Here is a 16,682-nt window from a genome sequence, read left to right as displayed (position 1 = left end):
TATTTATAACTTCAATCTTTGATACAAACCCGATGCTCTCGATACGCTTTTATTCATCGCTAGTTGCAGTACTTTTTTATCTGCAACCAGCTCAAAGGTGTTTTTAGCACGGGTTATGCCCGTATACACTAACTGCCTGTTGATCCCCATACGGGCTTGTTTTAGCGGTGGCAGTACCATAGCGGTGTAGCTAAATTCTGAGCCTTGTGATTTATGAATAGTCATCACATATACTTTATCGTGCGCCGGCAAGCGTGCAGGCGAAAATGCTCGCTGATTACCTTGCTCATCAATAAATATGGCTTTGAGCTGCCCACTTTCATCTGGCATTAAAATGCCAATATCGCCGTTAAATAACTTAAGTTGATAATCGTTTTGGCTCACCATAATAGGCATACCCGTATAATGATGAGTATTAGGACTTACGGTGATCAAGCCTTGCTGTTGCAATACACGCTCTATTCGTTGATTTAAGCTATGCACGCCGTAATCGCCCTCTCGTACCGCAGCTAAAAGCTGATAACTAGCAAAAGCAGCATGTATCTGTGCAACATTTGCACCTTGGGCTATTAAGTTGAGGTATTTTGCATAATGACTCGCAGCACTTTTAACGAGCTTTTCAATCGGTTTTGCTACAAAGTCATAATCTAAAATGATATCGTTAAAACGCCCTTCAGTACTTTGTTGCTCTACGTAATTTAAAATACCGGTGTTATTGGTGTTTACCGCAAGTGCTAGTTGACCAATGCCGCTTTGTGCATCAAATCGATAACTGTGTTGTAAAAAGGCAATGCAATCTGCGAGTTTAAATTGACTCACGCTTTGCGATACGAGCTTAGGCTCATTATTGAAGCATAAACTATTTAGCTCATTACAACGTGCTTGCGAATAACTTGGCGTTTGCTCAAGTGTTAAACCTTGGCATAAATCGCTCATTACGCTGCCGGTATCTACCGAGGCAAGTTGATCTTTATCACCTAAAAGTATTAATCGCGCGTGCGCAGGTAGCGCTTCTATTAATTTAGCCATCAGCGATAAATCGACCATACTGGCTTCGTCAATAATCAGCACATCTAAATGCAGCGGATTGCTTTTGTTATGTCTAAATTTATTAGTAAACGGTTTTACGCCCAATAAGCGATGAATAGTTTGAGCGCTTTGCGGTATAAGCGTTTTTATATCATCGGGAATCGTTGTGAGCTTATTTTTAGCGCCCAAGATAGACTCACTTAAACGTGCTGCTGCTTTACCTGTAGGGGCCACCAGCTTAATGCTAAGCGGTGCGGTTTTATAAAGCGACTGCAAAATAGCCAGCAACTTAGTCACTGTGGTGGTTTTACCTGTACCTGGGCCACCTGTGATCACACTAAAGCCTTTGGTGGCGGCAATCGCACATGCCACTTTTTGCCAATCAGTTTCAATTGCAGAATCTGCAGGAAAGTAGGTGTGTAAAAGTTCAGCCAATACTTCATTATTAATATTGAGCTTTCGCTCGCTCATGCTTAATAATCTATCAGCAAGTGTTTGCTCATAACCGGCAAGGCGAGCAAAATAAAGCCGGTCGTTAAACAGTTGCAGTGGTTTATTTTCGCCCACGCTTTCATGGCTTTGTAAATAACTAAGCGCTGTGTGCACGTTAAAATCATCACTAAACGGGCTTAGCGTACTGGGTACATTGCCATCGAGTTGATTAAAGTCACCTTTGCGCAAATTAAAAGGATTGCTCCAATCAACCTCATTTAAGGTTAAGCAGCTATGTTGGCTTTGCTGCGATAAGCACAGCAGTAAAATAATATAAAACAGTTCATTATGTGTTTGCTCTTTGTTATTAGCACACAGTAATTCAGCGAGTTTTACATCAACTACACGTAGTCGATTTTGCGCTAATAAATACTCAAGTAACGGGACTTCGGTAATTGCATTTGCTACAGCCACCTCACCTTGTGGTTCAAGAACATTTAGAGGTTCATCGCTAGACGCTTGATCAATATCGTCAAACAAACCCGGTTGCTCATTTAGCTCGCTCATAGCATGGCTCCTTGGCTAAATAAGCTATCTAAAATAATCACTTGTTCTACAGTTAGCTTTTTAAAGTACACGCCTTGCCCTGCTGGCATTCCACGTAAAAACGTGTAATACACGCCGCCTAAATGGGTCTCTATTGAGTAATTAGCTATACGTTGTTTTAATAAACGATGCAGCGCTACCGTGTAGATTAAATACTGTAAATGATATTGATGACTGCTCATCGCTTGTTCAAGCATGTCGCCTTTGTAATCAGCTGGCGTACTGCCTAAATAATTAGACTTATAATCTAAAATATAATATTTACCTTGGTAGCAAAATATTAAATCGACGAAACCTTTTAATAAACCTTTTACTTGCGAAAATTCAAGCTTACTTTGCGTAAAACCAAAATGTTTAACCAACATTTCGTTTAGCTTAGGTGCACTTAAGCTCTCAAGTGGTAAATTAAATTCCATTTCGACTAGGCAATCATTGGGGGCAAGCACACCCAATGAAAGAAGGCTGTTATCTAAAGAGCACTCAAGAACATCAAGCACCCATTTTTCAGCCACTTCTCGCCATTGCTCACCTATGTGGTATTTTTCAAGGCTGCGCTTAACTACCTCAGATAAGTTTTGCTCGTTATTAGTTGGATGAACTACAGGGCTAGTAAAATCTATTTGTTCAAATATTTCGTGCAAACAGCTACCAGGCTTTGGCCCTTTAGGAAAACTATAAGGTGATGGTAGTTCGTCCTCTTGCACTGCAAACTCGTCTTTTTCGTGATCTTCATCACTTCGCCCTGGGGCTAATTGGTCGCTGTGCTTTTTAAAGCTCAACGCACTAAAGCTGGTTGCTCGCCAATTACGCTCAATAGTTGCCGTTACACTATTAACAGTTAATGTTTGCTGCGCACTTTCACTATTATTAAAACTAAGTGTTCCCTGCTCTAATAATGTGTGTGAGGTAAATTGCTGATAGCCCATCGCGCTATTAGCATCGCAAAACTCACTTAAATGCGTGCGCCATGTTTGGCTACTGGCAAGCTCAAGCCCTGCAAATAAAACGTGTCCTAGTGCACTACTTTGCATAGCTAAGCGACTACTTTGCCCTTGCCCAATGTTATAAACACCCAGTGCACAAAAATGCACAGCCCGCGTGAGAGCTACATAAAGCAGGCGTAAATCTTCAGCTAGGCGCTCTTGCTCTGCTTTTTGAAGTGCATCTTCGTCTTTACTTAAATCGTAAATTAGCTTGCCGTTATCGTGATAAAGCGCTTCTTTTGCTTCGCGATAGCCACTGGCAAACGGCATAAATACCAGTGGGTATTCAAGCCCTTTTGAGGCATGCATAGTGACAATTTTAACTAAGTTGGCGTCACTTTCTAGGCGTACTTGTACTGTTTCACCGTCTTGTTGGCTTACCTTTTGTGCAAACCAGCGCAGTAAACGTAGCGTGCCTTCAAGCTCTATCTGTTTTTGCTGAAGTATTTCGCCCAAATGCCTAAAGTCCGTCAGCCAACGCTCAACGTTATACCCTAAACCTTGCCATTTAGCGCTAAGTTGGTTGTGACTCATTAAGCGCTCAAGCATAGCCATAGCGCCTTGCTTGTTCCAAATGTGGCTAAGCTGTGCAAAAAAGTTTAAATGCTCTTGCCATTTATTTTCATCATCAGCGAGTGCGTGTATTTCGTTATAACTTAAACAAAATAACGGGCCAGCTAATACACCGCGCAGCAGTGACTCGTCATATTGACCATGTAGCGCCGTTAAAAAGTTAAGTAGGTGATGGCTAAGCTCTTGGCTAAAAACGCTCTCGCGCGATAAATACACGCTGGCTATTTTGGCTTCGCTAAGCGCTTTTTTCATTATTTGCGCTTCAACACGGTCGCGCACTAATATACAAATATCGGAAGCGCTTACAGGAGTACTGCCAATACAGGCATTACCTTGTTTTGCTTTTTCAAGCAGGGTCACTATTTTATTAGCAAAGTGAGTGGCTAAATGCGCTTGCCCTACACCTTTGTTGGTTGGTTTGTTTTTTTCGTCTGCGGCTTCATCCACAAATACATTAAACTCGAATGCGGTAGCGGGTTTGCCATCAATTAAAAAAGAGTCTTCCGCTTTTTTACCTTTAGCAGCTACTGCGTTAAACGGTATGGCGTCGTTATAAATAAAGCTGTTAGCGTGTTTGCCAAATAAACTATTAACGCTATTGACTATATCGGTGCTTGAGCGAAAGTTAGTCCCAAGCGTAAATTGCTGATCAGTCTGCACTGCCTCTTTTGCGCCAATATACGTAAAAATATCCGCCCCCCTAAAGCCATAAATAGCCTGTTTGGGGTCGCCTATCATGGCAAGCGTGGTATTTTGTTGCCCATAAATTTTACTAAAAATACCGTACTGAATCGGATCGGTATCTTGAAATTCATCAATCATGGCAACCTGAAACAACTGCGCAATCTTTTGCGCCAGTACGTCGCCTTGCTCGTTATTAAGCGCACTGTGTAAATTGGTCAATAAATCATCGGGAGTGATCACACTTTGCTCTTGCTTGCGCTTAACTATGGCGGCTTTTACCCAGCGTGCTGCATGTTGTACAACCGCTATTTTTAGCCCTTGGTTTATGGTGTTGTTAAGGGCGGCAAGCTCGTCAAACTGACTTAGTAAGGGATGCATAAATAATGGCTGATTTTTTTTATAATTGCCTGCACCACTTAAGCTTTCTGTACTCCACACTTCAAACGAATACTTGTTAGTGCCAAATTCAAAAAACAAATCGCCGCCTAGGCAATATGCTTCAAGCGCTGCAAGGCTGCCTTTTCGAGCTGGCGTTTTAGACCCGCTTAAACCCGAGCTTTTAATGGCACCTATAAACTCTTGCTCTAACACTGCTTTTTTAAATGCAGGTACACAGGTTATGTACTCGTCACGCGCTTTCCATACATCCTCTAAATTTATTTGTGGCGTAATGTGTGCATTGGCTTTATTTAAAATACTGGCCACTTGAGCAAATAACGACTCTGGTGCGGCAAACACATCTAAAATAGCATCGGTGCGTTCTTTATTAAGTGGGTATACAAACGCGCGCCAAAAATCTTTAATGGTTTCGAGCAGTATGTCGCGCTCGTCCAAAATAAACTCGAGGTTAAACGCCACACCCGACTCAAACGCATGTTGTTTTAGCATCCGCTGACAAAAACCATGAATGGTAAATATAGCTGCCTCGTCCATCGATTTAGCAGCTGCATCGAGTAAATCAAAGGCGCGGTGCTTATCATCAATTTTGGCAATTACGCCTTCAATGAGTTCGTCGTTTGGGTTTTGCCCAAGTAGTGCATCGCGCGCAGCAATAATTCGGCTGCGTACGCGGTCTTTAATTTCTTGGGTAGCAGCGTCGGTAAATGTCACCACTAAGATTTGCTCAACACTGAGCGGCGTATTTAGCTCACCTTCTATTTGCATACCTAGTAAGTAACGTAAATACAGCCCCGTAATTGTATAGGTTTTACCTGTACCCGCACTGGCTTCTATTAAACTTTGACCAATGAGCGGCATAGTAAGAGGATTAAGCGCTTGCATGGTCACTCTCCTTTGCGTGTTCAAATAAAGGTATGAGCAATTTATCACTCCATTTTATAAATTCTTCTTGGCAGTCATTGAGCGACTGCACCGTTAAGCGAATATACGGATTTTCGCCCTCGCCTCGCCCTATGTATTGCGGGCTAAATTTGCTCATTGCTTTTATTATATCGCCGCCACTTTTAACGTACTCATACCCACTTACCGGAAAAAACGGCACCGGCTCTGCGCGCAGCGCTTTGTATAACTCAAACCAATCGGCTAATAGTGCATCCGCATCGGCTTTGTTTATGGGCGCAAAGGTAATTTGCTTATCAAGCCCAAGTAACAATGTTTCTACTTGTTGATCCATACTTTGCGCTGCAAGGTGATAAATAAAGCCTTTAATTAAATCTTTCGCTTTAATACTCGCGCTGCGATAAAACACTTGTTTTTGCAAATAAACATGATTGAGCCAGCCTTCTATTTTGGTGCCTTCAATGGTAAGCAAAACTTCTATCGGCTCACTTTTCCCGCCTTTAATGTGCTCTTTAACCTGCCCTGCAAGCGCGTCAACTCGGTGCTCCATACTTTCAAATATGAGGCTGCCAACATTGGCTTGAGGTAACTCACCCCGCTGCAGTATTTGCTCGGTACTTAGTGGTTGCTCGTTTATATTGGCTTTAAGTATTTCATCAAGGTAAAAATAACGGCGCAGTGCATCTAGGCTAAAGGGTTCTTCGTCTTTTGCTACTTCGTTAAATTGTGGCAGGCGCAAACCTAATGTTTGTTGATAAAAGCTCTCTTGTGCGCTGCACACACTTTTAATAAACACATCAAGATCTAACTGCTCTGGCACAACAACATCAAGCGCGGTAACTGGCTCTGGTTTAATTGACTCACTTGGCAGCCAAATTGGATTGTAACTGTGGTTACTCAGCACTGTATTGGATTGTTCATCTGCTAAATAATAATGGCTATTAAAGGGCTGTAAATGCTGCTGATTGATTAGACATTCTGGCAGTGTTTTTTCGCTTTTCTCGCTTAATACAAAGCTACGCCCAATATATTCTAACAGCTCGCTTACAAGGGTTGATGGCATGCGCGGTTGGTTATCAAAACACGAACGACCAATGTAACTCATGTATAAGTTGTCGCGGGCACTTAGTAGTGCTTCTAAAAATAAGTAGCGGTCATCTAATTTACGTGATCGGTCACCTTTTTGCTTTTTAGAGTAAGGCACTAGGTCAAAACCAATAGGTTGTACGTTACGTGGGTAGTCGGCATCGTTTAAACCCAGCATACACACCACTTTAAATGGCACGGCGCGCATGGGCATCAATGTACAAAAGTTTACTTGTCCAACTAAAAACCGCTGCCCTACGCCTTTTTCTTGAATGCCTTGTCTAATTAAGTAACTAACAATACGCTGCGAAACCGCTTTACTGTAATCGCCGTTGTCGTGGTGTTTTTGTATCTCTTCGAGCACGTTTTGCAATACTAATAAATCCCAGCTGTCGTCGCTTTCACTTTCATATATCGCGTTTAATAGCTCGCTTAAAATATGCGCTTTATTAGTGAGCGTATCGTCGGGCGTTAACTGCTCTTTAAAGCTTTGCAGTACATCAATAAAGTGCACGAGCTTATTGAGTGTATCAAGCGCCATGCCTTCTACTTCATCGGCGCTGTAAATACCGTTAAACGGGCATTGCTCGTCGCGCATGGCAATGCCAAGCAACAAACGGTTGAGCCCATGTTGCCAGGTATTTAAATCGATAGCGGGTAAATCAAAGCTGCTTTTATGCGCTGCGTTTATGCCCCATTTAACCCCTACACGTTCAAGCCAGTATTGAATTTGCTCGTATTCGTGTGCTTCAAGCCCAAACTTTTCGGCTATTTGCGTAACTTGTAATAAATCGAGAATATCCGACACACCAAAGCGCGAAAACGGTAAGTTAGCTAAACTCGCAAATGAGCTAAGGACAGGCTTTTCTTGCTCTATGGCTAAATCGGCCAATGCGTAAGGGATAAAGCGGCTACCTTGTGCTCCACCAAATACGGCTTCAATGTAGGGGCTGTAAGTGCCTACATCGGGCATCATGACAATTATGTCTTTGGGGGTAAGCGTTGGGTTTTGATTAAACAAGTTAAGTAAGTAGTCGTGCAAGCGCTCAACTTCTCTGAGCGGTGTATGGCAATCGCTGAGCGTAATGCTGGTGTCGGTTGCGCTGATTGGTAATTTACCTTCGTCGTTTATAAACCACTCTTTATTATCACTCAGCGATTCACCTTTAAACGCAAGCTGATAAATCTCACTTTGTACTTGCCCTAGTAAGGTGTCGTCAAACACATCAATAAAACCATCAATCCAACGGGCATCTAACTGTACAAGTTGTTCAAAATAGTCGCGACCTAATTTACCCCACGACGATAATAACGGATTACCAATAAAGTAGTATTCTTCATCTGGATTGGTTTGTTTTTTTTGTTGTGCTTCCACCAGCGGCATTTTAGCGTATTTAGCGCTTATTTTAGCCGCTGTTTTTTCATCTATAATATCGCCCCAGTAATGCTCACTCGGGTTAAAAAAGAATAATATAACCTCGGTTTTTTTACTCAGTGCTTCAAACACCTCAAGCTGCGAGCTGGCAATCGCCGATATACCAAATAAGCTAATGCGTTGTGGCAGTAAACTATTATCCATAGTCTCAAGTGCTGCAAGTAATTGCCCTTGCATATTAGCGCGATGAAATTGGCTTTGCCCAAGCTCTTGGCTTAGTTTTACAATGCGTCGCCATAAATCAGGTTGCCATGGCGCAATGGTTACATCCACATCATCAAGCTCATCTTTGCCGCTATCCCATGTGGCTATCCAGTGCGGTCGGTACATTAAATATTGGTCGTACACATCCGCTATTTTTTCACACAGCGCAAAGGTTTTTTGCCCTTCAATATCGCCCTCTAAATAGGTTTTTAGCGGTAAATATAGCGGCTCGTCAATACAGGTTGGTAAAATTGCAAACAGTTTCCAAGCAAGGTTAGGTTTATTGAATGCCGACTCTTTAGGGACATTTGGTAGCAATTGCTGATACAACTGCCAAATAAAGCTCGATGGCAGCGGAAAATCTACCTGCGCTGCGACCCCTAAGTTTTCGCTCAAACCTATTTTTAACCACTGCGACATACCCGGCGATTGCACTAGCACTACTTCTTTGTCGAACAGGCTTTGCAATGGGTTAACTTTTAACAGCTGGTGGAACTGCGCTTGCAGGGCTTCCATACGGTTTGATTGAATAATATTTAGCATATAACACTGACCTTGCTTGAGATAAAACCAGTGTAAGATATTTTCAATATTAGGGGTAGCGCAAACGGGTAATTGCCATTAATAAATCAGAGAGTTAAGAACTAATTTACAGATTTTTATACGCACAGCATTTATTTTATATACTGTGCGTAGTAGTGAGTTTATTTATAAGGGCTAATACTTGATAAACTAAAGTCACTTTGCATTATTACTTCGCCATCAATGCCTTTTAATTTAAGTGAAATAGCGGGATCAGTTTGCTGCCAGTCTATGCTTAAATCACCATAATTTACGTTATGAGTAAAATCCCCTACTCGGTGTTTGTTAGGACTGACGTCTTTCCACTTTTCAGTTAAGCCAGAGCTAGTCATCTCAATTAATGGGTAATCAAGGTTTTGCTGATACTTTGATATTTCACCCCAGTGCGTATCGCCGCTGATGATCACTACCCCATTTACTTTATGCTTTTTAATCAATGCAAATAAACGGTTTCTATCTTCAGGAAAGTTTGCCCATGATTCCCAACCTGTAAAATCGGGTAAAAGCTGTAAGCTTGAGGCGATTAATTTTATTGCTGCGGGCTTTTTAAGCGCTTGCTCAAGCCATTGCCACTGCGCTTCACCTAACATTGATGCGCCCTTTACTTCACTGGGACTATATGGGCCTTGGTTATTAAGTTTGCGCTTAGTGTAATACCCAAGCTCGCTTACATGGTTTAGCGCATCACGGTTCCAACGCAAATCAGGCATTATTACTTGTATGGTTTGCTCATTTTCACCATACATGTACGAGGTATAAATTCCATCAGGGCGAGTGCGACGCGCTGAGTTTGCAGGTTCATCCCAAAAATTAAGCATAATTTGGCGTGATTGCTCTTTATGCGGATACTCTTTACCTGCGTCGTTTTGGCCATAATCGTGGTCATCCCACATAGCAATAATAGGCGTTTGCGCTTTTAACGTTTTAAAACCAGGCTTTGCCCCTAAACGTTGGTACTTATCGGCAAGTACATCCATATCGTTGGTATCGCCGTAAATATTGTCACCCAGAAATATAAACAAATCCCCTTGCTCTTTATTAATTGCATTAAATATGGGAATGTTTTTATCTTGATGCCCACACGAACCAAACAGGATTTTAGATGGCGCTGCCATTGCATTGCCACTAATTACAAGCGCGACCAAAAGCGCTGGTTGAGTCAATGCATTTAGTAGATGTTTCATTTTAAAATCTCGTTAATGGCAGGTGCCATAGCAGGGTTAATAGTGTGTGGATTTTGCCCTAATGCTTTTAAAACAGTGGCAGCAACTTGCGCTTGTTTAAACTCATTTTTAGTTTTAATTAGACCACTGCCTTTAATGGCGGGTCCAATGGCTGCAAGCCAAATATATTCAGAGCCAATAATCCCCTCAGGAAACGCCTTTTTTCCCTGTGCCGATTTAGCCAATGCACGCTTAGAGCTGTGATGTTGCCAGTCATCGGCGTTGCTGCCACGGCCATGATCAGTGGTAATAATAAGGGTGGTGTTATTTTTATAACCTGCTGTAGTTTGAATGGTTGCCCATAAGTCTTTTATAAACGCGTCACTTTGCCTCGCCGATCTAAGGTATTGATCGTAGTGACCATCATGCGCAAAGTCATCGGTTTCGCCTAAACTTATCACTAGCAATTTAGGTGTTTTAGCCAACATATAGGCTTTAGCAAAACGATAGGTAAAACTATCTAGGCGCACGTTATGCCAAGGGCTGGGGATTTCTTTTTGTAACGCATTTAACAGTGGCGCATCTGCAAATAAATCCTCTGCAACGGGCATAAACCCCGCGTTTACATAAACATCGCTGCGCTTATTATTTACAATGTATGGGAATACATCCCAGCTACCAAATAAAGCAGTGCTGTTTTTAAACTCCGGTAACGTATCTAAACGCTCTAAAATAGTTTTATTTGGGTTGAGGACCTTGTCGTTACTGTTAATGTTTTCGTCAACTTCGCCAGTTAGAATCTCATTATATCCTGGGTATGAAAAATACCACGGATTACTGACCGACATAGTAGAGCCATTAGCCCTATCGCCAATAATTACGCCTTGTTTAGCCACTACTTGCGTTAAAAAAGGCATTAGTAATTGCTGGCGCTCATTTACCGTTTTTGCCCAAAATTGCGTATTTAATTGCTCTGGCTCTTTAACAAAATCAGTATTATTAATTAAGTTTTTATCAGCCCCATTAAATACTTCTTGCCAGCGTACACCATCAAGCGTTACCAGCACTACATTTTGCGCTGCTACAAAGTTACTTACTAATACACTTAAGCTAAATACTGTTACTTTTATAATCGTTTTCATCGTGTTTTTGCGCCCTTTCATATAACAAAGCCCATCAGTGATGGGCTTTATTTTAATTCAATTGCTAATCCTAAACTTTAACTTAAAAGTGAGCAGTGAATGTCACGGCAGCAGTGCGAGGTGCACCAATAAAGTATGTAGAACCATTACCAGTACCACCAGCTAAATAGCTTTTATCTGTAACGTTATAAACAACTAACGATATATCAATTGCTTTAAATGGGCCCGCATCTACATCAGTAGAGTAGCCCGCATTAAAATCAAGTACCGTGTAGCCATCTACTTTGTTTCGCGAGCGTGTGTTTTCATCATTCCATGCACCTAAACGCTCACCAGTGTACTTAGCAGATAGACCAATACGAAAGCCGTCGCTAAAGTAATCTGTAGACACGACAAATAAATCTTCTGATGAATCAATTATGCTATCGCCATTTCTAAAGCTAGGTGCTACGTCGTTACCATTTTCATCTTTTAGTAATACACCTTGCGAATCGTATGCACTTGGATCATCAGACGTGTACTCTGAGCTGCTATTAGTATAAGACGAGTACAGGTTCCAGCTTGGTGTTAACATGTAGCTTGCTGATAATTCTAGGCCCGCTGAATCAATACCACCCACATTAAGATAAGCGCCATTAGTTCCGATGCTGTAATCAATCCCATCTGAACCACTACCTGGTGCAATAAACGTAATACGATTATCAAACTTAACGCTATAGGCTGTTGCTGTAAGCGATAATCTATCGGCTTGGTAGCGCACACCAAAATCAATATTTTCAGCTGTTTCTGGCTCTATCTCAGTAAGTGTCGAGCTGTCTCGTTCAAGTACACCATCTTTAATTGCTGCAAAATTCTCACTGTAGCTGGCAAATAATTCAGTGCTATTATTTAGCTGATACAGCACGCCACCACTGAGTAAAACATCCGAATCGCTATCTACTTTATCTGAGCTTTCATTAGCAAAGTGATCGTACTTTTGTAGCTCAACTAAATACTGCTTAGCACCAATATTTAACGTTAAATCACCGAAGTTAATCGAATCTTGTAAATACCATTTAAAAGTATCGGTCTCAAAGGTATTTTTGTATTGTGTCCAGTAAGGTGTGCTATCAAAATGATGATAAATACGCGCATCAATAACTTTGTGCCAATCACGTGATTCATCACGCTCGCTTTGTTCGTACCAAAAACCCGCTTCTATATCATGCATGCCAAACGTAGCTTGGTAGTTTGCTGTAACGCCTAAACGCTCTTTGTTGTAATGTGTATGGCGATAAGACATAACGGGTGTTGCTGTGGCATCGTAGCACGCAGGATTTAAACTAGGGCCTGACGCCCATGGCCAACTTAAGCTTGCTGTACACCCCTCATTTGGTGCAAGTGGGTTGCCTTCGCTATCAGCAAAACCATAACTACCCGCACTTTTACCGCCTTGAGTTGTTGCATTGCCATTTTCATCAACAGGTGTTTCTAGATAAGGAGGGATCCAATCACCACGGCCTGAGTTTTTATGATAATAAGGGCTCACTGTTAATAGTGACGTTGGTGAAATCGCGTACTCGAACTTTAAATAACCTAAGGTATTTTCACGGAGCGTCCCCCAACCTTCTGCAAACATTTGGTCAAAATGCGGAACCCCTGTCCAGTTCCATGTGAGCTGATCCCAATCGGGTGTTTGTTCAAACTGTTTAAGGCTTACACTGTTGTAGTTTGTTTCATTTACGTCGTCGTAAGATAAGCGTCCAGTAATTGTTAAATCCGCAAGCGTTGTTACCGATTTAATCTCTGCATGTTGGTTATCTTTACCCCCATTACTACCCGAGCCAACCCAGCGACTTGTGTTAGTTTGTGAGTAACTTGCATATGCCTGAGTATTATTAAAAACAGTGCCCGTTTCGTGTTTAACATAATAACGAGTGGCATCGTGGCTGCCTGAGGTATAAGCAAAAGTAGTGCCTTTTTCAAGGCTTGGTGCTTTACTTACAAAATTAAATGTTCCGCCGAGAGCTTCAAGTGATGCCGATTTAATATCAGACGTACCTTGACCAACCTCGACCGTTGCTAAGTTTTCGCTCTCTAAATAACGGTTTGCTTTTGCGCCACCGCCATAATTAGAACCACCATTTGGAATACCATCAACCGTCATACCTAACTGCTGTTGATTACCATCAATACTAAAACCACGCATAGTAATTGTTGTAGACCAATCGTCACCGCCAAATGCATCGCCTTCGTTTATGCTAATACCTGGTAAGTTATCTATTACTGATAATATGCTCGATACCGAACTTTGTTGCTCAAGCATTGCAGGCTCAATCACATTGTTAGCATAACTAGTTGGCTTAGCGACAACGGTTACTTCCTCTATTGTGCTGTCGTTAGCATAAGCTGATGTTGATACAGCCATGGCAATTGCCATGCTCAAAATCGATTTACTTTTTAAAGCGTACATTGTTGTCCCGTTTGGTAATGATTATAAAAAAGTGTTAATTATGAAAACGGGCACAGTATGAGTTTTAAATATGACAGCTAAGATGGAGTTTATTTACATAAAAATTAAACTAATATAGTAGATTTATGGCGGGAATATGTATAAAAAAAGACACCCAAAGGTTTAGCTTAAAGTGTCTTAATTATTTTCTAAAACTTATTACAACGAGTAATTTATTTTAACTCAGCAAGCATCTCATCGCTGTATGGCACTAACTCTTCACCATTTTCAATTTTACTAATGTAGTCAGGGTTCGCAATAAGTGGGCGACCAATCGCTATTAAATCAAATTTATCGTCGTTAATTGCCTCTTTGGCTGCTTCAAAACTATAACTGCCTACACCTACAAGTGTGCCTTTGTAGCCTGCACGTAAAAATTCAGAGGTCGTTTTACCTTCAAGCGCATCAAACGTTGTGCTGTCGTCAAAAATACCGCCGTGTAAATACGCTAAATCTCTTTTTTCAAGTTCTGGTAATAAATAATCAAACACAGCTTTGTCACGGCTATCTTCACTCATATTAAAATAAGCGCCCGGTGTTAAGCGCAAAGCAGTACGCTCGTTACTGACTACAGCAATAACGGCATCTGTTACTTCTAATGCAAAACGCGACATATTTTCAGGCGTTTGACCGTATTCATCGCTGCGTGTATTGGCAGCGTAATGTAAAAACTGGTCAATCAAATACCCGTTAGCACCGTGAATTTCCACGCCATCAAAACCCGCTTCAATGGCATTTTCTGCCGCTTTTGCGTAATCAGCAACTAAGCCTTTAATATCGTCAATTGTAACTGCTTTTGGCGTAATGTAGGTAAGCTCACGCATACGTGGTACAGAGCCTTCAACACCGATTGCCGATGGTGCAAGTACATCACCATCAAAAAAGTGAGGATGCGCAACACGGCCAACATGCCAAAGTTGAGCAAACATTTTGCCGCCACTTGCATGCACTGCATCTGTTACTTTTCTCCAGCCCTGAATTTGCTCACTGGTAAATAATCCGGGTGTATTTGGATAGCCTTGCGCGTCAGGGCGAATAATCGTTGCTTCACTAATAATTAAACCGGTTTGGGCACGGCGAGCATAATAGTCAACCATATCTTGCGTTGGCACTAAATTATCATCTGCCATACAACGTGTTAGTGGTGCCATAAGCACACGGTTTTTAAGCTCAATCGTGTTATTTAGTTTAAACGGAGCAAGTAAATCGGTGGTCATTTTTCAATCCTTCATTAAAAGTATGCTTACTACAATGCGGTCTTTTGACAAACATTCAAGTCTATTTTGAATGATCGCTCAAATTAGTGACAAATTTATACTCATATGTATGTAAATTAGATCTACAACGATGAAATTAAATAGTAACTTTTCAACACTCTGTCATATAACTCGATATACTTGTGTGCATATAATTTAGATATAGTAATTAAGAGTGAGCCAATTATGACAACGCCAAATTTAAGTGAAGAACAAGCAGTAATTTTAGGGCTTGGGGCAAAAAAACGCCTAGCCTATATGTTCGAAACCGTACAGCAATTCAAACAAGTATGGATTTTAAACGATGATGATGGCTGCGTTATGCTTGCCAATGAAGATGACGACTGCGTACCCGTTTGGCCAACTCGCGAATTTGCAGAAGCATGGGCAACTGGTGAATGGGCTGGCTGCAGCGCTAAAGCAATTCCTCTTGCGGATTGGTTTAGCCGCTGGACACCGGGGCTTGAAGAAGATGATTTACTGATTGCTGCATTCCCTACTGAGGAAGATGACGGCACTATCCTTTTTTCTGATGAGTTTGAAAAACAACTCAAAGCACCAAAGCAAAAATACTAAGGTTCAAAGCCTAAATATCCAGAGTTCTTTAACTTATAAGCGCGGCGTATAAATTAGCCGCGTTTTTTAATGGCTTCTCTAAATTTTAAATAAGCCTGAGTAATTGCATCAGCATCTTCGACTTGCGGGTAATGACCAAGCTCTGGAAACTCTTGTACGCGCGCATTGGGGATCAGCTTTTTATAATGCTCAATCATGTGCTTGCCAGAAATAGGGTCTTCCCCGCCTGCGATGAACGTAATAGGAATATTACTGTTAATAATAGCACCCACCCAACGCTCTCGGTTTTGCCTGCGTTGATTTATATAATGAATCAATTTTGGCATTACACTTAGGCCATCGTTATAAATTAATAATGTCCATAATGTGTCAATTACCTGTGTTGAGGGCGGTGTATTTTTACCAAAAACAGTAACTAAATTATTGGCGAATTTTTGTTTATTCATCAATTTTGGCACTAGCCAACCAAGCTTAGATATTAATAATTTTTGTATAAATAAGGGTTTGTGCACTTCTGGAAACAATCCACCATTTAAAAAGCAAACACTATTGATCGTTATGCTGCTTTGATTATGTACTTGCCTTGCTAATATTTCTTGAGCCACCGTATCGCCGTAGTCATGAGCTAAAATATGTATATCATTAATATTTAATGTGTTTAAAAACTGAGTATACAAATCGGCTTGTTCAGTGATTTTATAGTCTGCATTTTTAGGTTTATCCGATAAACCAAAACCTAACATATCAAGCGTGATCACAAAGTACTGCTCACTGAGCGCTTGCCACATACCTTCCCAGTCCCAACTCGCACTGGGAAAACCATGTATTAACAGTAATGCTGGTTTAGTTATGTCACCAGCAGTATTAGTAAATACCTTATGACCATTAATGTGAATAAATCGGCCCTGCGATCGCCATTGCTGTAAAGTTAACATCTGCGTAGCTTAAACGTTGGTTGCACTTAGTTTAGTTTTATCATAAGAGTGGTTTAAATAGGTATTAAAAAATACATCTTGGTTAGTTATACTACTCTGCTTAAAAACAAAGCAAACTGCAAGAAATTCAATCTCTAAAGTTCAACAGAGTTTAAGTATTCTGGTTGTAAGCTTTTAAATAAGTGCTATATTTAGCTTCATCACAA

At 41.2% G+C, this 16,682-nt stretch carries 9 protein-coding genes; 1 reads left to right on the top strand and 8 read right to left on the bottom strand.

Annotated elements, in window-relative coordinates; genetic code table 11:
* Window positions 1-3 precede the first annotated feature (3 nt).
* The 7 genes from recD to PALI_RS01180 all read right to left on the bottom strand — a co-directional run bounded on the left by recD (window position 4) and on the right by PALI_RS01180 (window position 14,926).
* A complete protein-coding gene (gene recD, locus PALI_RS01210; protein WP_193154539.1) occupies window positions 4-2,028 on the bottom strand; it encodes an exodeoxyribonuclease V subunit alpha in 2,025 nt (674 codons plus the stop codon).
* Window positions 2,025-5,588, bottom strand: a complete 3,564-nt coding sequence (gene recB, locus PALI_RS01205) for an exodeoxyribonuclease V subunit beta (protein ID WP_193154537.1) — start codon at window positions 5,586-5,588, stop codon at window positions 2,025-2,027. Before recB ends, recD begins: the two co-directional genes overlap by 4 nt.
* Window positions 5,575-8,874 (bottom strand): exodeoxyribonuclease V subunit gamma, encoded by a 3,300-nt coding sequence (recC, locus tag PALI_RS01200; RefSeq protein ID WP_193154536.1) that lies wholly within the window; start codon window positions 8,872-8,874, stop codon window positions 5,575-5,577. The genes recB and recC overlap by 14 nt, the downstream gene beginning before the upstream one ends.
* Before the next feature lie 161 nt (window positions 8,875-9,035).
* Entirely contained in the window at window positions 9,036-10,097 is a 1,062-nt protein-coding gene (locus tag PALI_RS01195; protein ID WP_193154535.1) for an alkaline phosphatase D family protein, read from the bottom strand.
* On the bottom strand, window positions 10,094-11,218 hold the full coding sequence (locus PALI_RS01190; RefSeq protein ID WP_193154534.1) for an alkaline phosphatase family protein: 1,125 nt from the start codon (window positions 11,216-11,218) through the stop codon (window positions 10,094-10,096). The genes PALI_RS01195 and PALI_RS01190 overlap by 4 nt, the downstream gene beginning before the upstream one ends.
* Window positions 11,219-11,300: 82 nt before the next feature.
* Complete coding sequence (locus PALI_RS01185) at window positions 11,301-13,670, bottom strand: TonB-dependent receptor domain-containing protein (RefSeq protein WP_193154533.1); 2,370 nt, start codon at window positions 13,668-13,670, stop codon at window positions 11,301-11,303.
* Window positions 13,671-13,882: 212 nt separating this feature from the next.
* Window positions 13,883-14,926 (bottom strand): alkene reductase, encoded by a 1,044-nt coding sequence (locus tag PALI_RS01180; RefSeq protein ID WP_193154532.1) that lies wholly within the window; start codon window positions 14,924-14,926, stop codon window positions 13,883-13,885.
* Between the two features lie 225 nt (window positions 14,927-15,151).
* Between PALI_RS01180 and PALI_RS01175 the strand changes: the two genes are divergently transcribed.
* Window positions 15,152-15,541: a DUF2750 domain-containing protein gene (locus PALI_RS01175; RefSeq protein WP_138585855.1), complete on the top strand. Its 390-nt coding sequence runs from the start codon at window positions 15,152-15,154 to the stop codon at window positions 15,539-15,541.
* Window positions 15,542-15,594: 53 nt separating this feature from the next.
* Here PALI_RS01175 and PALI_RS01170 read toward each other — a convergent pair whose 3' ends face one another.
* Window positions 15,595-16,476 carry an alpha/beta fold hydrolase gene (locus PALI_RS01170; protein ID WP_193154530.1) on the bottom strand — a complete coding sequence of 294 codons (882 nt, stop codon included), beginning with the start codon at window positions 16,474-16,476 and terminating at the stop codon, window positions 15,595-15,597.
* Window positions 16,477-16,682: the final 206 nt, after the last annotated feature.

This window comes from Pseudoalteromonas aliena SW19 (assembly GCF_014905615.1).
GTDB classification, from domain to species: domain Bacteria; phylum Pseudomonadota; class Gammaproteobacteria; order Enterobacterales; family Alteromonadaceae; genus Pseudoalteromonas; species Pseudoalteromonas aliena.
The sequence above is the reverse complement of the archived record's forward strand: the minus strand, read 5'-3'. Positions and strand labels throughout refer to the sequence as shown.